At 59.9% G+C, this 18,015-nt stretch carries 11 protein-coding genes; 3 read left to right on the forward strand and 8 right to left on the reverse strand.

Going from position 1 to position 18,015, the window contains the following annotated elements; genetic code table 11:
- Position 1: 1 nt before the first annotated feature.
- The 6 genes from TERRO_RS19130 to TERRO_RS19155 all read right to left on the reverse strand — a co-directional run bounded on the left by TERRO_RS19130 (position 2) and on the right by TERRO_RS19155 (position 5,678).
- Positions 2-1,345: a TadA family conjugal transfer-associated ATPase gene (locus TERRO_RS19130; RefSeq protein WP_014787358.1), complete on the reverse strand. Its 1,344-nt coding sequence runs from the start codon at positions 1,343-1,345 to the stop codon at positions 2-4.
- A 13-nt stretch (positions 1,346-1,358) separates the two neighbouring features.
- Positions 1,359-2,627 carry a CpaE/TadZ family protein gene (locus tag TERRO_RS19135; protein WP_052313399.1) on the reverse strand — a complete coding sequence of 423 codons (1,269 nt, stop codon included), beginning with the start codon at positions 2,625-2,627 and terminating at the stop codon, positions 1,359-1,361.
- A 25-nt stretch (positions 2,628-2,652) separates the two neighbouring features.
- A complete protein-coding gene (locus TERRO_RS19140; RefSeq protein WP_014787360.1) occupies positions 2,653-4,068 on the reverse strand; it encodes a type II and III secretion system protein family protein in 1,416 nt (471 codons plus the stop codon).
- Positions 4,068-4,892 (reverse strand): Flp pilus assembly protein CpaB, encoded by an 825-nt coding sequence (gene cpaB, locus TERRO_RS22415; RefSeq protein WP_014787361.1) that lies wholly within the window; start codon positions 4,890-4,892, stop codon positions 4,068-4,070. The genes TERRO_RS19140 and cpaB overlap by 1 nt, the downstream gene beginning before the upstream one ends.
- 2 nt (positions 4,893-4,894) lie before the next feature.
- Entirely contained in the window at positions 4,895-5,428 is a 534-nt protein-coding gene (locus TERRO_RS19150) for an A24 family peptidase (RefSeq protein ID WP_014787362.1), read from the reverse strand.
- A 70-nt stretch (positions 5,429-5,498) separates the two neighbouring features.
- Positions 5,499-5,678 carry a Flp family type IVb pilin gene (locus TERRO_RS19155; RefSeq protein WP_014787363.1) on the reverse strand — a complete coding sequence of 60 codons (180 nt, stop codon included), beginning with the start codon at positions 5,676-5,678 and terminating at the stop codon, positions 5,499-5,501.
- 309 nt (positions 5,679-5,987) lie between these two features.
- On the opposite strand from TERRO_RS19155, the gene TERRO_RS19160 reads away from it, so the two are divergent.
- A complete protein-coding gene (locus tag TERRO_RS19160; protein WP_014787364.1) occupies positions 5,988-8,222 on the forward strand; it encodes a putative bifunctional diguanylate cyclase/phosphodiesterase in 2,235 nt (744 codons plus the stop codon).
- Between the two features lie 167 nt (positions 8,223-8,389).
- Here TERRO_RS19160 and TERRO_RS23745 read toward each other — a convergent pair whose 3' ends face one another.
- Positions 8,390-9,508: an OmpA family protein gene (locus TERRO_RS23745; protein WP_014787365.1), complete on the reverse strand. Its 1,119-nt coding sequence runs from the start codon at positions 9,506-9,508 to the stop codon at positions 8,390-8,392.
- A 52-nt stretch (positions 9,509-9,560) separates the two neighbouring features.
- Positions 9,561-16,058: a beta strand repeat-containing protein gene (locus TERRO_RS19170; protein ID WP_052313401.1), complete on the reverse strand. Its 6,498-nt coding sequence runs from the start codon at positions 16,056-16,058 to the stop codon at positions 9,561-9,563.
- A gap of 807 nt (positions 16,059-16,865) precedes the next feature.
- Between TERRO_RS19170 and TERRO_RS19175 the strand changes: the two genes are divergently transcribed.
- Positions 16,866-17,102 (forward strand): toxin-antitoxin system HicB family antitoxin, encoded by a 237-nt coding sequence (locus TERRO_RS19175; protein WP_014787367.1) that lies wholly within the window; start codon positions 16,866-16,868, stop codon positions 17,100-17,102.
- A 502-nt stretch (positions 17,103-17,604) separates the two neighbouring features.
- Positions 17,605-17,793, forward strand: a complete 189-nt coding sequence (locus TERRO_RS19180; RefSeq protein WP_041592731.1) for a hypothetical protein — start codon at positions 17,605-17,607, stop codon at positions 17,791-17,793.
- Positions 17,794-18,015: the final 222 nt, after the last annotated feature.

Consider the following 18,015-nt stretch of genomic DNA (forward strand, 5'->3'; position numbering starts at 1 on the left):
CTCAGATCTCCACCGAGTGGTTGACCAGGCCCGCGGGCAGTGCGATACCGGCTGCTGTCAGCTTTTCCGCAAAACGCGGCATGATGCCCGTGGAGTAGAAGCGACCGCGAAGTCTTCCATTCGGACCTGTTCCCTTTTTCTCAAAGAGGAACAAGTCGTTCATGCTGATGGCTTCGCTGTAAGCGCCTGTAAGTTCTGTAATGTGCGTGATGCGGCGTGAGCCGTCTGCCATGCGCGCCACCTGCACGACCATGTGAATCGCGGAGGCGATCTGCGCGCGAATGGCCGCCTCCGGCAGACGCATCTCGCCCATCATTGCCATTGTTTCCATACGCGCCAGTGCATCGCGCGGTGAGTTGGAGTGGATGGTTGTGAGTGAACCGTCGTGGCCCGTGTTCATGGCTTGCAACATGTCGATGGTCTCTTCGCCACGCACTTCGCCAAGGACGATGCGGTCCGGCCGCATACGGAGCGCGTTGATCATCAGTTCGCGCTGTCGCACGGCGCCGCGCCCCTCCATGTTTGGAGGTCGCGTCTCCAGACGGACGACGTGCTCCTGTCGCATCAACAGTTCTGCAGAGTCTTCAATGGTGACGATGCGTTCTTTGCTCGAGATGAAGCCTGAGAGGACGTTGAGTAAGGTGGTCTTACCCGCGCCTGTGCCACCGGAGACGACGATGTTGATGCGCGCTTCCACGGCTCGCTGCAACAGTTCCAGCATCGGCTTGGTCAACATCTGCGTGCGTAAGAGATCGTCGGGACCCAGCGGCGTGCTGCCGAAGCGGCGAATCGACAGGATGGGGCCGTCGATCGCAAGCGGTGGGATGATGACGTTAACACGCGAGCCGTCGGAGAGACGTGCATCCACCATGGGCGAGGACTCATCGACGCGTCTGCCCACGGCAGAGACGATCTTGTCGATGATGTGCATGAGGTGCCGATTGTCCTTAAAGACAACGTCGGTAAGTTCCAGCACGCCGCGGCGTTCGACATACACGGAGCTGTACGTGTTGACGAGAATATCGCTGATGGTGGGATCACTCAGCAGCGGCTCGATGGGTCCCAGGCCGAAGACTTCGTCGAGAATTTCCTGCGAAAGCTTGTCACGCTCAGCGCCGCTAAGGGGCACGGTCTGCTCGCCAATCAGTCGTTGGATCGTGAGCAGCAGTTGCTGCTGGCCGGCGCGCGTCTCATTCATCTCGCTCAACCGGTCCAGGTCAAGCCGCTGCACAAGCTCCCTGTGCACCACGGACTTCAGGTGTTGCTGCACGCTATCGGGCACGCTGCGGCCCGTGCGCAGAGGCGCGTTTACTGGCCTGGAGAAGAGGATTTCTGATGTTGCCATGGCGTGCCCTCGATCAGTTCGCACGCGTCAGTGCGATGCGCGGTGGAAGGCCCTGCTTCATCAGCGAGATAAGACCGTTCTTTTTCGGCGCCGCCTTGACGCGGCTGGAAGTACCAACGATGGCATCTGCCCACTTGACCATGGCCTGCGCGATCTCAGACTTTGCGCTGGGAGAGATTGGCTCGCCCAGGTTCTGGGACCGCACCAGCTCGGGATAACAATCGGGGAGATGAATCGATACCGGCAGCTTGACCGCCTTCTCAATCTGGTCGACGTCGATGGCGTGCTGGGTCGCGGAGCGGTTCAGTACGATCTTGAGTTTCTCCGTGAACGAATCGATTGGCGCAAGTCTGTCGATGTAACGGGATAGGTCGCGCACGGAGCCAATCTCAGGACTGGCTACGACATAGAACTGCGAAGATGCCTCAAGGATGGCAACGCCGACGTCATCCACCGGCGCTACACTGTCGATGACCACGTAGTCATACTCAGTGCGAAGAAATGCCAGGGTGCGTGTTATCGCCTCTGCCGTCAGTGGAGTTCCTCGACCACTGACATCCGGCGACGAAAGTACATCGAGGCCGCTGGGGTGATGCCCAACGAATCCCCGCAACAACTCACTATCAAGCCGATTAAAATTTCGTACCACTTCGCTGAAGCGGCATCGGCTGCCGTCCATGCCGAGGTAGACACAGACGTGGCCGAGTTCCGCATGTTGATCTATCAATAGTGTCCGCTTGTTATGGCTTTGCACCAGGAACATTGCCAGGTGGACTGCAAGCGTGGTCGTTCCCACGCCGCCCTTCGTGCCGAAGAGCGGCAGGATCGAGCCCTGCGGCATCGCCTGCATGCCCTCTGCATTCAGCCATCGTGTCTCAAGGCGGTCGAGCAACTCGTTCAGTGCAGAGGAGGCAGGATCAGAGAGAAACTCGCTGCAGCCGGACCGCATGGCAGCTAGCATTAATTCGGGGTTGAGCGATGCGCCAACCGCTACCACCGTGATCCGGCCCGCGAATGTCTGTGAGAGGTACCTTGCTGCTTCCGATGCCTGCGCGGTCGAACTGTCAAAGTCCACGAGCGCCACATAGACACTGGAAGATCTCAGGCCCGTGCCAAATGCGGGACGACGTGCGCTCGAGACGTAATCTTTGTGGTGCGAGTAAGAAGCATCCCAATTCTTGTGGGCGATTGCTTCTTCCACAAGGTGAGCGGTCCTGGTCTCCATGGCCACGGTGAGTACCACGACGGAGAGCCCATCGGCGTTGTAAGTTGTGTGGGACAACGAATGATCTCCTGTCATAACGCTCCTAACTCTTCGGCTTTATCTTTGGCATTGCCTGGTCGAATTCTTTTTCGTCGAGCACGGGTACGGGCGACTTTGGTTCTTCCCACGTCGATGTGCCGGACATGGGATCCACGATCTCCGGCGTGACGAGGACGAGAATCTCAGTGGTCGATCGCTTGATGTCTTTCGACTTGAAGAGCGCACCCAGTACCGGCACGCTGGCGATCCCCGGCGTCTTACCTAGCTGGTCTGTTGTCCGCTTATCCAGTAGGCCGGAGATCGCAAAGCTCTGACCGCTACGAAGTACCACCTGCGTCTCTGCACGGCGCGTGGAGATGGCTGGAATGGTGTACCCGCTAATCTGCACCGCATTGGTGTAGTCCAGGGCACTTACTTCCGGCGCAACCTTCAATTGGATGCTGCCGTCCGGATTCACAACAGGAAGAAATTCCAGGCGCACACCATAAGGCCGGAACTGAATGGTGATGGAAGTGAGCCCGCCTGCACCGCCCTGAACGACGGGGAATGGAAACTCACCGCCTGCAAGGAAGTTCGCCTTCTCGCCGCTCAGCGTTGTGATGGTTGGTTCGGCAAGGATCTGGAGCACCTGGCGCGATGCAAGATCCTGCAGGGTGGCTCCCACGTTGAACTGCGAACTGTAGAGCAGGAAATTCAATGGGTTGGTAACTGAAACCGTCTTATTGCCCACAGACGAACTGCTCGCGCTGGCGCTACCCGCAGAACCGGTGGTCGACGCATTGAGGTTTGTCGGGAACTGTGTCGTGGTCGTCTGAGCCAGGTTGTTGCCGCCAGCACTGAAGAAGTTGAAGGCAAACTGATCCAGCTTGGAGCGATCGACTTCAACGATGCGCACCTTCAGGCGTACCTGCTTGATGGTGGAGGAATTGACGACGAGCGTGTTCGACACGTCCTTGGAATAAAGACCTGCCATCTTGTAAGCGGCGTCATACAGACCGGCCGTGCTGACGCTGCCGGTAAGTACAACGCGCCCCTCTTCCGCCTGGACGTGAATGTCTTCAGTCGGCATCGCGCCCTTGATGGATTTGCGCAGGGTGTCGGTATCGATGTCGGAGGAGAAAAGGTAGGTCTGCGATCCGCCCTCTTCATCCCATAACGCGACCGAACTGATGCCCGGCTGCTTCGAGGTCAACAGCACTTCATTCGGGCTTGCGGTGTAGGCGTAGAGCACAGCTGGATTGGTGACGTACACCTTCGCAAGTCGATGGGCCGTGCGCAGCGAGACCGATCGCCCGACGGTGATGTGCTGCATGTCACCGGAGAAGTTGCTGCTGGTAAAGGCTGCATCATTTGCAGGAGATGCAACCACGACGGGCTGCTGCCCCACGCACGCAAGGGCGCCGCAAAGACCGACGTGCATGGCTGCCGTGAGACGCATGGGATGGAAGGCTTTACCCATCAGAAGCTCTCCATGGTCTGCTTCTCACCGCGGACGACTTCAACGCGATACGGCCTCGGGCTTGCAGCCACCTTGGTGGCGGATGCTCTGACCGGCGCAGGCTTCGCAATCAGCGCCGCTACATGAACCGCCGCACCGAGCGAAGAGAGCTGGGTTGGCGGGTCGTCATGCAGCGCGTGATCGGCGCTGTTCCGAAGCACAAAATGAACGGTTCCCTGTGCGCTTGCGAGTACGACCTTCTCCGCATCTGCTGGTGTAACCAGCAGTGTGACAACGTCCACCGTGGATGCTTTGCCATCTGGATCCGGCTGCATCTTCTGGCCAGCGGTTAGGATCTGCGCATCCTGCAGAACGGTCGATGTCACGGCATCGGGCGACGCGGGGGTGTGGAATGTGACGAGCACATCCACGCGCGTGCCGGGCAGCAGATACCCCGCCACACCAACCACCTGGTCCGACTTGAGCGAGAGTGCGCGCATACCCTGCGGGATGCGTGTTGAAAGGCCGGTACCAGCGCCCACGGCAGAAACCTGACGGTCAAGCACCGGCTCCCCTCCCGCAACGGGATACATCGCGGTGCGGCCCACAACGTCTTCCGTCTTCTGGAAGGCGCCCTTCAACGGCTGGCTGGCGGGCCAGTTCACCATGGTCAGACTTGCGGGTTCAAGTACCTGTCCTGCATCGAGATTCTTCGCGGTCGCGACATACCGCAACTGAGCGGACGATGACTCAGGTTTGGCGAAGCGTCGGCTAAGCCAGTAGGTGAAGAGCCCGGAGATGAGAAGGGCAACACACAGCGCAAGGATAAGGCGGCGAGCAATCATGGTCAGCCACGCCCCATCGCAACCAGGAGGCAGCCCGCAGCGATTGCGACGCCATACGGCAGACGAAGCGAAGACAGATTCCGCACGTGATGGACTTCGTGCGGCTCGAGACCTTCGTGCCTATGGTGGCTGACAAGCGTGCCTACATTCGACAGCGTCTCTCGCAGGCGACGATGCCGCAGGGCGAGAAGGACCGCCATGACCCCGCCGGCAAGTGACGTGAGTACAAGCAGGTATGGCATGTTGGCGAAACCGTAGAGTGTCGCTACGGCAGCCATAAGCTTGACGTCTCCACCACCCATGCCACCGGCTAGGAAGAAGGCAAAGAAAATAGCTCCTGCGACGAAGCCTGAGAGCAGAGCGGCAAGCAAGCCGCGCCAGCCATCGAAGACTACGTGCAGAACAAGGCCGACCGTAAAGGCAACCAGAACAAGGCGATTCGGGATCCTGCGGGTTGTTACATCCCAGATGGCAGCAGTAAAGGCAGCAAGGTTGGCGGCGGTCGCATACATAAGATCTCGTTCGATATGGATCATGGACCTGTCCGAAAGTCAGATTTTCCGGCAGCGCGCAGCACGGGCGGTTGCCCGTGCTCTGCCGACAAAACTAAACGCCCGTAAGCGAAGTGGTGATGGTGGTGAAGAGACCCGCAATGGTTGTGCCGAGCGTACGCAGTGTAGCGATGGCGACGAGGCCTACCAGCGACGCGATGAGGGCATACTCGATAAGGTCCTGTCCGGACTCGTCAGAAAGCAGATTCTTGAAATTAACAGTGAGGGTCTTCATGGGTTTTCCTTTGGGGTCAGGGCTCTTACGAACTTGTTACATTTGAGAGAGAAAGTCAGCAAAACCACCTGCAGACGCTTTCAATAGTCGTGAGACTATCACTGCAAAACAGGTCAAAAATCGGCTCGACGACTTAAATGCAACATTGGATATCCCCTGTGATATCACGGGTCATGAAAGTCGAATTGACGCAGGAAACTCGCACGGGCGCGGCCGCAACTTAGGTTAAAAACAAGAGGTAGTTTCTTGTCTCAGGTGCCGACGGCTATTGAATTAACTTAGCCCACGTCGATAAGGATTCGCCCCGTGATGGATTTCCTATCCCCTTCCTTTGCGGGTTACAACGCCGCTCGAATGCTGGCAATGCTGGTGGTGCCGACTCTGACGGCATACACCATCCTGGAATTGGCTCGGCAGGTGCAACGGTCCACTGGATCGCGCCGGGGGTTGTGGCTCGGCTGCGGCTCCCTGGCGGTTGCCATGGGTGTCTCCTGCACCATCGAACTCTCCGCGGGATACCGTATCGGCACTTCTCCCATACCTTCGCCCGATCACCTGCTGCAGGCGCTATGCTGCTGTATCGGCTGTATATTGGCACTGTTTTCCCTGAGTCGTCCAAAGGTGCCGACCGGATGGGTGATCGCCAGCAGTTTGGCGCTCGCCTTTGGATTCACTGCTGTGGACGATGTCTCCGGCCTCTTCCGCACGCATCGAGACCTCGCGGAGTATGAGGCTTCCGGTCTGAGCTTCCTGGTGGCCGCCGCTGCCTCGTATCTTTTTTTGAAGATTGGCGCCCTTGCCAAGCTTCAGCAGATGTCATCTCCCGTCCGCAAACTGGGAGCGACGATGGCCATGGGCCTGCTTATGGCAGGTTGTCTTGTATTTACGTTCCAAACGGACAAGTCGGTTGCGCTGGTGGGCACGGAAGACTTTCTGGCAGGCGGCTTTCCACTCACAGCGTTATGCCTGGGTACGATTAGCGTGCTGGTAATTGCACTGGGCGCTACGAGCGTCAGCAGGCAGACCTTCCTCCTGACTAAGGAATTGCAGAGCAGCCTGGATCAACAGCGCATGCGTGATGTGATCGTCGATCAACGCGTGACGCGGCTGCAGAACGAAGCACTGCTGCAGGAGATGCAGGAACGGCAGAGTGCCGAAGGGCAACTGCTGTTCGCGGCATTTCACGATAGCCTTACCGGTCTTGAGAATCGTAGCTCAGTCTCGCTCAAATTGGAGGACCTGCTGCCGACGCGGCAGCGACAGCAATCACGTCCCTGGGCCCTTCTCTTGAATCTGGATGACCTTAAGGGCGTGAACGACCTGGTCGGTCGATGCGCCGGCGACATGGTCCTGCAGGAAGTTGCGAAGCGACTGGCCCGCTTCACCCTGGAAGAGGATGTACTTGCCCGCGTTGGTGGCGATGAATTCCTGCTGCTGTCGAAACACATCCCCACGGTGGAGCAGGCGCTTCGCAAAGCGCACCTGATGCTATCCAGCGTGGAAGAGCAGATCGCTGCAGCAGGTGTGGTTGTGAATCTCTCCGCGAGCATTGGTTTGTGTGAGGTGGGCACCAGCCAGCACAACTCGGAGGACGTCTTCCGCGATGCCGACACTGCTGTGCAGGTCGCGAAGCGTGAGGGCGGCGGCCGATGCAAGCTGTTCGTCTCAACCATGCGTGATGACGTGCTCGAGGCGCAACGGAAGAAGATGGAATTGAAGTCTGCCGTTGAGCTGAAAGAGTTTGTTCTCTACTATCAGCCGTTTGTCGACATGCGTGATCGCAGTATCTATGGTGTCGAGGCACTAATCCGGTGGAATCATCCAACTAAAGGCCTGGTCGGACCGGGCAGTTTCATTCCGCTTGCGGAAGAGACCGGACAGATTCTCGCCATCGGACTCTGGGCGCTGCACCAGGCCTGCCGCGAGTTTGCGGTCCTACAGGCGAACTCTTCAAGAGACTTGCTCGTCTCCGTCAACGTATCGCCGCGGCAGCTCTTCGAGACACCCTTTCTGAAGATCCTTCAGGACGTTCTGGATGACACTGGCATGCCGCCGTCGCAGCTTCAGCTTGAGATCACAGAAAGCATTTTCATCAAGGATGCCACGTCGATCGGCTCGCTGTTGCATGATATCCGTGCCCTCGGCGTTAAGGTGGCGTTCGATGACTTTGGCACAGGCTACTCCTCGCTGAGTTATCTGACGCGTTATCCGATCGACACCTTGAAGGTGGACCAGTCGTTCGTGCGTGCCATGAACCTGAGTGAAGGTGGAACGAACCTGATCCTGTTCATCGTCGCTCTTGCGCATGAATTCAAGATGTCGGTAACGGCTGAGGGCGTGGAGGAAATCGAACACGAGAGTGCGCTGCTGAAGCAGGGATGCATGCACGCTCAGGGCTATCTCTACAGCCGACCCGTCCCACTGGACGCGATGATCAGCCTGCTGCGGACCGGCCTGGCGCTCAGCAAGGCTCCGAAATCGATGTCGGCTACCGCAAGCAGGCTTCTGCTGGTGGGCGGCGTGGCAGCCCTTCCCACGCCTTAATCGTAGTGCTTTCGAACCGTTCCATGAGGCTGCAGGCGATGCCGGCATCCTGCGACAGCCGACCCCGGAAAACAAAAATACACCGCATCCCTGGGATGGAATGCGGTGTCGGAAAGTCATTCAGATGAACCTGATTGGCGCAGCCGCATGCCTTATGCGGCTACTGCTTAACGGTCGGGTGACGCTACCTTCGGCATGAAGGCTGCTCGCCGATTGAGCTGGAAGCAGGCTTCGTCTTCCGCGGTACAAACCTGCTTCTCCTTGCCGTAGCTGATGGTGTCGACGCGGTCGGGTGTGACTCCGTTCAGAATTAGGGCATCGCGGGCTGCGGTCGCGCGCTTCTCTCCAAGTGCGAGGTTGTAGTCGGCACTTCCCCGCTCATCGGAATACCCGCCGACCAACACCTTCACTGCCGGGTGCAGCTTCAGGAAGGCTGCGGCCTCCTGCACGGCCTGTTGCGCATCGGGGCGCAGCGCGTAGCTGTCGTAGTCGAAGAGCGCGTCCTTGATGTTCTCGTGGAAGGCTGCTTCGCTTACGGGAGAGTTGTCCACAGCAGCGGCCGGTGCCGGGGGAGGTGGTGGCGGCGGGGCAGGTGCTGCAGCGGTGGCCGGCGGTGGCGGCTTCAATGCCTGCATGTCCATGTCATGCATCGCCCGGTTCGCATCACGGCGCTGATTGCCGGGATCCGGTGTCCATGTCTTAGTGCGCAGATGAAGGACCAGGCCCGCGCCGATCACTAAGTGACTCTGCGAATTATTCGCTGCGTTGGGAAATCCGGTGTGGAGATAGTTCACTTCCACGACTCGGACCGCGAGTCGATGTGTCAGTGCGTAATCAAAACCTCCGCCAAGCTTGTACGCAAAGCTGTTGGCAGAAGTACTGTACGTTGTGTTGGTTGGAAAGTAAGAGTCGCTGCCATGTGCCGCACCGAAGAGACCATGTGCAAAGGTCTCGATGCGGCGGCCGTGCAGAACGACCTGGGGGCCACCCATGTAAGTGAGCAGCGTCAGGTTCTGGCCCAGCGCGCCGATGGTGTTGGCGTGGGCGCCTCCAACATCGACGACGGCACGAAGCCAGTAGCGAAGGGTGACGCCGCCCTGGATGGAACCGCCATTCAGACTGAAGCAGTCACAGCCGGCGGGCGGAGCATTGGCGCGGATGTAGTTGTACTCCCCCGCCAGTGTGAAGCGGGGGACGGTGGGTGCTGGATCGTAGGCCCCCACCTGCGCGTGCGCAAGTGGGAGGCCGAAGAGAACCATTAGCAGTGGAGCAGTGATCGAACGCATGACTTATACCTTTCCCTTGCCGGGTGATTGCCCGGTCGTGCGGCTTGCCGCGTTAGTACAACAGGGCGATGTAGGGTGACGTACCCACTGCATCGGTCTGAAGAAGGACGAACCTGCCGGGGGCGATGGCGTAGATGGTGCCGTAAGCTCCCAGCGTGTAGCGTCCTGCAATTGCGTCCCTCAGGGTGTAAGTCGTCGATCCGGTAACACCGAGCTGCAGGACGTTGAGGGTGCCAACGCCTATGTTCTCGTCCAGGGTCGACGTTGCGTTTCCTGCACCGTCGGCGGTGAAGTTACCGGAGCTGCGCAGGGTTGCGATGGTGCTGGCCGGGACCTGGTCATAGACGAAGACCCCGTTCAGCGTTGCCGTGGTGAAGGGAGAACCAACCTGCGGCTCGATGGTGCCGATGCCCGCATAGCTGCTCTCAAGGAAGTAGCCGTTGTTCGGTGAAACCAGGTAGAGGATGCGTGGTGCCGGTGTGACCGCCTGTACTCCCAGCAGGGCGAGGAGGTTCGTCAGGATCGAGCCCGGCGGCGGGTAGTTGAGTACCGTGCGGCCGTTGGCTGCGACAGCGCACGTGTTGCTGCCGGTCGTCTGGTAAGTGCCCAGCAGATCGCCGATCAGCGGTGCGCCGCCACCGACTGCGCCGGCGATGGCGTTGACCAGGCCGGTCGTTCCGCCTGTGTCAACGTTGGTGGTGGTGCAGATACCGGCACCGTTCCCGGATCCGCGGAAGATGGTGGCGGAGGACAGGCTGGCTACGCTCTGCAGCGTGCCGCCGACCAGACCAGGGTTGACAGGCGAGTTCTCATAGCCGACGTAGGGCGCGCCCATCGACGTGGCGTCGAAGGTGGCCTGCGTCTGCAGCTGAGCCGTACCGGCCTGCAGGACGAAGGAGGAGTGCTTGTCCGTCGACAGAACGAACAGGTGGCTTGCATCGACTACATAGACCGCGTAGTCGGTTGGGAACGGCACGCCGTTCAACTTGGAGGTAGCCATGGAAAGCTGTACACGACCATTTGCGTCAGCCGAGCCGTAACTGCCAGTCAGTGTGGACTGTGCGAAGTTGGTTGCAGCCAGGTTGGCATCACCCGTTCCGGAGATGGTGCCACCCGTCGCGGTGAACTGGCCGACCGAAGCAGCCGGTCCTGCAACCAGACCCACCGTGCAGGTTGGGAAGCAGGGCGCGTCACCCTGCAGACCGAAGACATAGCTGCCCGTCAGGCCCGCGGCAAACTTCGTCGTGTCCTGCAGCAGCATGGTTCCGGAGCCCTTGGTTCCGCCAAGCTGGTTGCTGTCGAACTGCACCATGCTTGCGACTGCGGATACCGTGACCGGCGAGACCGGTGCGCGGAGTGCGATGGCGTACGTGTTGGTGGACTGCACGGTGCCATCTGCGGCAAGCGTGCTGAGTGTGAGCGATCCGCGAAGATCCGTACCGATGGTGTAGGTACCGAGGAATTCGCGAGTCGCAATGGTGTTACCCGGTGCGAGTGACGTCTGGTGATTGCTGTCCATCTCACCCGCACTCACCACGCCCGTGCCGTCTGCCGTGAAGCTTGCAGCCGTAGCCGTGCGGTAGGCGAAGACACCCAGCAGGATGTCGTCATTGCCCTGGAAGAGATACGCGTACTGCCCCTTCAGCTTGGCGTCGTCCGGTGTGGTTGGGTAGACCACCAGCAACACCAGCGGCAGGCTTGCGGTCTTCGGCGTGCCCTCCGAGTCGGTTGCGGTGATGGTGAAGCTGCTGGCGCCCGGTGCCGTCGGCGTACCGCTGATGGTGCCGTTCGTTGCGAGCGACAGACCGTTGGGCAGCGCACCGGCAGTGACCGTGTAGGTGTAAGGACCAACGCCACCCGCTGCCTGCAGCGTCTGCGTGTAAGCCACTCCCACGATGGCGTTGGGCAACGACCCTGTCAGCGTCAGCGCAGGGATCGCCTGCACGGTGATGGTGACGGGAGCCGTCGTAACGTTCGCAGGATTTGCCGAGTCGGTTGCAGTTACGTTGACGTTCGTGACGGCTACCGTTGTCGGCGTTCCGGTGACGGAGCAGTTCGCGTTCAGGGTCAGTCCAGCCGGCATCGTTCCCGCAGGAACCGTGCAGGTGTAGGGTCCGGTACCGCCCGTGACACCGATGGTGCCCGTGTACGGAACAGTGACCGTGGCCGTGGCAGGAGACGTAAGCGTGAGCGTCGTCGTTGCCGCGTTCACCGTGATGGTGGCGGTGCCGGTCTTCGTCGCAGCCGGTTGGCTCGAGTCCGTTACCGTCACCGTGATAGGCGTTGCCCCGGGCGTGGTGGGCGTTCCGGTAATGGAGCAGTTACCGTTCACCGTCAGGCCGGGTACCGTGCCGCTGACTACCTGGCAGGTATACGGGCCCGTTCCACCCGTGACCGGGATAGTACCGGTGTAGGGCACGTTCACGGTTGCGGGAGTTGGGGAGCTGATCACGAGTGTGGATGGAGCAGCAGCGATGGTGATGCTGACCGGTCCAGCCGTTGTCAGTGCAGGATTGCCGCTGTCAGAGACGTTGATAGTCGGCGTGCTGGTGCCGGCCGTCGTCGGTGTGCCGGTGACCGTGCAACCAGCGCCCAGTGTCAGGCCCGCAGGCAGCGTGCCCGCACCCAGCGTGCAGGTGTAGGGTGCTGTGCCACCGCTGACCGGCAGCGTTGCCGTGTACGTCGTGCCGACAGTTCCGTTCGGCAGTGCGCCCGTACCAAGCACCAGCGCAGCAGGGCTGATCGCAATGCCGATGGTCGGTGTGATGGTCTGCGGCGGATTCGCCGAGTCGTGGATGGTAATGGTCGGTGTGCTGGTACCGGCCGTCGTCGGGGTGCCTGTGACCGTGCAGCCTGCACCGAGTGTCAGACCGGCGGGCAGTGTGCCCGAGGTCACGGTGCAGGTGTAAGGACCAGTGCCGCCAGAGACGGGGATCGTCTGCGTGTAAGGGACACCAACCGTGCCACCAGGCAACGAGCCCGTGCCAACCGTGAGCGGTGCCGGATTGACGGTGATGCTGACGACCGGCGTGATGGTCTGCTGTGGGTTCGATGAATCGTGAATGGTAATGGTCGGCGTGCTCGTGCCGGCTGTCGTCGGCGTTCCGCTTACGGCGCAGTTCGCGCCGAGCGTAAGGCCTGCAGGCAGCGTGCCCGAGGTGAGTGTGCAGGTGTAAGGTGCCGTTCCACCCGTGACCGGGATCGTCGCCGTGTAGACCGTGCCAACCGTGCCGGCAGGCAGCGTTCCGTTACTGACAGCAAGAGCGCTCGGGTTAACGGTGATGCTGACGACCGGCGTGATGGTCTGCTGTGGGTTCGATGAATCGTGAATGGTAATGGTCGGCGTGCTCGTGCCGGCTGTCGTCGGCGTTCCGCTTACGGCGCAGTTCGCGCCCAGCGTAAGGCCTGCAGGCAGCGTGCCCGAGGTGAGTGTGCAGGTGTAAGGTGCCGTTCCACCCGTGACCGGGATCGTCGCCGTGTAGACCGTGCCAACCGTGCCGGCAGGCAGCGTTCCGTTACTGACAGCAAGAGCACTGGGGTCGATCGTGATGCTGATCGCTGACGTAATGGTCTGCTGTGGATTCGACGTGTCCTTGATGGTGAGCGTCGGCGAGTAGGTTCCCGTCGCACTCGGTGTTCCCGTGACCGTGCAGTTTGCATTGACCGTCAAGCCCGGGGGCATGGCGCCCGATGCCAGGACACAGGTGTAAGGAGCAGTGCCGCCGACGATCGGAATCGTCTGGCTATAGAGCGTGCCAACCGTACCGTTCGGCAGCGTTCCATTTGTCACCATGAACCCGCTGGGATTAATGGTGATGCCGATGGCCGGCGTGATGGTCTGCTGTGGGTTCGAGGAGTCGTGGATGCTGATGACCGGCGTGCTGGTACCGGCCGTCGTGGGAGTTCCGCTAACCGTGCAATTTGCACCCAGCGTCAGGCCCGCAGGCAGCGTGCCTGAAGACAACGTGCAGGTGTAAGGACCGGTGCCGCCGGTGACCGCGATCGGCTGCGTGTAGACTACGCCCACCGTGCCCGGAGGCAAGGTGCCGCTGCTGACGGTCAACGCCGCAGGAGCGATCGTGATGCTGACCGTCGGTGTAATCGTCTGCTGCGGGTTCGACGAGTCGTGGATGCTGATGACCGGCGTGCTGGTACCGGCTGTCGTGGGAGTTCCGCTAACCGTGCAATTTGCACCAAGCGTCAGTCCCGCAGGCAGCGTTCCCGAAGACACCGTGCAGGTGTAAGGTCCGGTGCCGCCGGTGACTGGAATTGGCTGCGTGTAGACCACGCCAACCGTGCCCGAAGGCAAAGTGCTGTTGCCAACGCCAAGTGCAGAAGGTGCGATCGTGACGCTGACCGTCGGTGTGATCGTCTGCTGCGGGTTCGACGAGTCGTGGATGCTGATGACGGGCGTGCTGGTGCCGGCTGTCGTCGGCGTGCCGCTGACGCTGCAGTTTGCGCCGAGTGTCAAGCCCGCAGGCAGCGTTCCTGAAGCCACCGTACAGGTGTAAGGACCGGTGCCACCGGTGACAGGAATCGGCTGCGTGTAAACGGTGCCAACCGTGCCGCCAGGCAGCGGACCGGCTGTGACCGTTAGCGTCGCAGGAGCGATCGTAATGCTGACCGTCGGCGTGATCGTCTGCTGTGGGTTCGACGCGTCGTGGATGCTGATCACCGGCGTGCTGGTGCCGGCGGTTGTCGGCGTGCCGCTGACGCTGCAGTTCGCGCCAAGTGTCAGGCCTGCGGGTAGGGTGCCCGATGCCAGCGTGCAGGTGTAAGGCCCTGTGCCTCCAGTGACCGGGATCGTCTGCGTATAGGTGATGCCAACCGTACCCGATGGCAAGGTGCTGCTACTGACGCCCAATGCAGGGGGTGCGATGGTGATGCTGACCGTCGGAGTGATCGTCTGCTGTGGGCTTGACGAGTCATGGACGGTGATGGTGGGCGTGCTGGTGCCTGCCGTCGTCGGCGTACCGCTGACCGTGCAGTTGGTGCCGAGTGTCAAGCCTGCGGGCAGCGTGCCGCTGGCCAGCGTGCAGGTGTAGGGCGACGTTCCACCCGTTACCGGCAGGATTGCGCTGTAGACCGTGCCAACCGTGCCGTTTGGTAGTGTGCCACTGCTGAGCGCCAGGCCTACGGGGTTGATCGTGATGCTGATAACCGGCGTGATGGTCTGCTGCGGGTTGGACGCGTCCTTGATGGTGATGGTCGGCGTGCTGGTGCCTGCCGTCGTTGGCGTGCCCGTAACTGTGCAGTTCGCACCCAGCGTCAGGCCTGCAGGGAGTGTGCCACCCGTCACCGTGCAGGTATACGGCATCGTTCCACCCGTGATTGGGAGTGGAGCGCTGTAGACCGTGCCAACCGTGCCGCTCGGCAGGTTCACGCTGGTGATACCCAGGCCGCTGGCAGCAATGGTGATGCTGACATTGCCCGTGGTACTCAAAGCCGGGTTTGAGGAATCGGTCGCACGAACGGTGAGCGGGCTTGTGCCCGTAGCCGTTGGCGTACCACTGACGGCGCAGCCTGCACCGAGCGAAAGCCCCGCTGGCAGTGTCCCGGTAACGATGGAGCAGGTGTAAGGTCCAGTACCGCCACTGACGCCGATCGTTGCGTTGTACGGCAGGCTCACCGTGCCGTTGGGCAGTGTTCCCGTGGTGATGGCGAGCGTGCCGTTGGAGGCGCCCGCAGTGACCGCGATCGTGAACGAAGCACTCGCGCGGGTGCCGGTTGCATCGGTTGCGGACGCTACAAACGTCGAGCTGCCAACCGTGGTCGGATTACCCGAGATCACGCCAGACGTCGAGAGCGTAAGACCAGCCGGGAGTGCGCCCGACGAAACCGCCCAGCTATATGGCTGGGTTCCACCCGCTGCCTGCAGTGTGCTGCTGTAGGCGGTGCCCACAACGCCCGCAGGGGGATTGCCGCTGACCGTCAAGGCTGCGCCCGCTGCAGTGATGGTGATCTGTCGCAGGGACGTGACGGTGGCAACGACATCGCTGCGGTCGACCGCCTGGATCGTAAAGTTTGACGTGCCCGCAACAGTCGGCGTGCCGCTGATTCTGCCAGTCGACGGATCAAACGTCAGGCCGGGAGGCAGCGTGCCAGCGACCAGGCTCAGCGTGACGGGGGTTGTGCCACCCGTGCTGCTGACGGTCGCGCTATAGCTTGTACCCACAACACCAGACGGCGTATTGCCCGTGATCGCCAGTGCCGGATTCACCGTAATGGTGACGACCTTTGTGCTCTGCGTTCCGGAGACCATAGCCGTCAACGTAACCGTAATCGGCGTGGAAACATTGGTTGGTGCGGTGTAGATGACGCTGGACGAGCTATCGCCCGCAGCCACCGTTCCACATCCAGCGCCGGAACAATTCGCACCGCTCGCTGTCCATGTAAGTGGCAGATTCGTTGGGTTTGTTGCGGCAACGCTGAACGACTGCCCAGCGTCGATCGTTGCCGTGCTCTTCGAAAGACTGGTGATGCCTATGCCTGCGTAACCACCGCCACCGCAACCGGATAACATCCCCGCAAAGCCGGCAATCACGACCATCAACAACACGGGCAGGGATTGTTTCTTGCTCTTGTGGGATCTCGGTGTTCCACCCCTCCTGGAAGAAGGGACTTCGATCACCGGTTGGTGGTCCGTATGTGTGTCCAATACGGGGAAAGCGTAAGGAACAAAACGGGGGATTTCCATGGCAGCTCCTAGCAAAAAGGCAAGTCAAACAGTTGGCACACGATATGAGTGCGGACGTGTCTCTCTTTGCTTGTAAGCCCCATAAGGGGTGCTTGACTGCGGAGCGGAACATAAACATCAGTTTGGATATCACGCTTGATATCAACGTCTTCTAAGAAGCAAACGTCAGGCGGCAAAGCTCGTCGCATAGGCTGCGCGACCGCAAAAGATCACAGACGTGCGCCCCGTCAATAACAGTGAGTTCAACGCACCCTCCGTCCGACTAAATTGCAACGGCTACTTGAAAGTTCTGCGACTGCGCACTTCTTTATTCCCAATTTGGGAACAGGAGGACTGGCCAAAACTGTTTGCATTGCGATATCTTCACGAAATAAATACGGATGTTTGGCGCGTCAATCTAACACTTTAGCGGTGTTGCTCCTTCAATTCGCAGCATGGGAAGCTCGGTTTGTTGCCTGGCGAACTCTGTACGGTAGGCAACATAACGCGGACGGTCCGGAGCCCTCTGCACACAACTTTCACGGCACCGTTTCAGCAAGAGAGATGCAAATCCCCCAGTCGAATGATCGAAACGCGGATCATCGATTAAATGCAGTTCCACTTGTCATTGGCAAGTCACCTTTGTAGAGCGCTCGCATCCCATGGGGCAGCCGAGGAAACATGGATCAGAAACGCGCTTTATCTTTTCCGCTACGTCTTTGCCCCTCCATCCGGCAGCAGGCGACTGAGATTGCAAATCAAGAAGGCATCTCACTCAATCACTTCATCAGTCTCGCTGTGGCCGAAAAACTCAGCCGGCTGGAACATGACAGCTGGATCCGGCAGAACGACGCCAAAGCCCCTTCGCCGACCGCGATCCGCGCCAACGCCCCCACGGCACAGATCCGAAGGCGCTAGGCCTGACGTGTAAACGTACAACCTCAACAGCCTGAGGGGTATAGCCGTGCACGACGCAAAGTCCGAAAGCAGACACAAAAACAGCTTCGATGGAAAACCAATTTGGGGTAATTTGCCTCGTATTAGTGGTAGGCGTGTGGCGACAACGTTTCCCCCTGCACACGCCCAGAGGCAGATCACACTTTTGAAAAATCATTTGTTAAGCATCTTTCCCGTCAACGGGCAAGAAACATATGTGCGTGTCAGTTGCATAGCGTTGACCGAGGTGACTTTCAGTTGCGCAGACCCTTTCACTTGTAATTCACAGGACGCACTCCGAACCTGCCTTTTGGCTTGTTTCACCGAAGCAGAAGTTGACGATGTAATAAAATTAATCGATGGTGGAGAGACAGTTCACCGGCAACTGACCGACGCGGACGCCCGCGCGCTCGGATTTCAACCTAACATCCATTAATGCATTACCGCTCTCGCATTACGCATTGCGGTCTCCACAGGAAATGATTTGACCGCTTCGCTGCAAATACCAGAAATTCTGTACTCCAAGATCGTGGCTGTTGCTGGAGCGCAAAGCTTATCCGTTGAAGAATTCATGATTCTTGCAGCCGCCGAAAAACTGGCAGCCCTGCAGCACCATGATTGGCTCAACGGTAAGTCACAGCCAGCCCAGGAAAACCCCTGCGGCGATTCCTGACGTTGAGGCTTCCAAAACGTCGGGACCTCTCATCGTGCTCGCGTAACAGCTTTGAATCCCACATCCCCACGAGATAGCCGCGCGCCCGCATGGCTTACAAAAACTCTCAGGATCCGCTAGCACTTCCTGTTCATTGCGCCGGCGGAACGAGCGGCAAACGCCCGCGCTGCAATTAGCGTGTTTTGGTCAGTGAAAGGCCGTCTCTACGGCGAGTCCCAGCCT

Source organism: Terriglobus roseus DSM 18391, from assembly GCF_000265425.1.
Lineage (GTDB): Bacteria > Acidobacteriota > Terriglobia > Terriglobales > Acidobacteriaceae > Terriglobus > Terriglobus roseus.

Coding starts and splice junctions, on each gene's coding strand:
- TERRO_RS23745 (WP_014787365.1), bottom strand. CDS start 9,508: ATGCGTTCGATCACTGCTCCACTGCTAATGGTTCTCTTCGGCCTCCCA.
- TERRO_RS19160 (WP_014787364.1), top strand. CDS start 5,988: ATGGATTTCCTATCCCCTTCCTTTGCGGGTTACAACGCCGCTCGAATG.
- TERRO_RS19175 (WP_014787367.1), top strand. CDS start 16,866: ATGGATCAGAAACGCGCTTTATCTTTTCCGCTACGTCTTTGCCCCTCC.
- TERRO_RS19140 (WP_014787360.1), bottom strand. CDS start 4,068: ATGGGTAAAGCCTTCCATCCCATGCGTCTCACGGCAGCCATGCACGTC.
- TERRO_RS19155 (WP_014787363.1), bottom strand. CDS start 5,678: ATGAAGACCCTCACTGTTAATTTCAAGAATCTGCTTTCTGACGAGTCC.
- cpaB (WP_014787361.1), bottom strand. CDS start 4,892: ATGATTGCTCGCCGCCTTATCCTTGCGCTGTGTGTTGCCCTTCTCATC.
- TERRO_RS19170 (WP_052313401.1), bottom strand. CDS start 16,058: ATGGTCGTGATTGCCGGCTTTGCGGGGATGTTATCCGGTTGCGGTGGC.
- TERRO_RS19130 (WP_014787358.1), bottom strand. CDS start 1,345: ATGGCAACATCAGAAATCCTCTTCTCCAGGCCAGTAAACGCGCCTCTG.
- TERRO_RS19150 (WP_014787362.1), bottom strand. CDS start 5,428: ATGATCCATATCGAACGAGATCTTATGTATGCGACCGCCGCCAACCTT.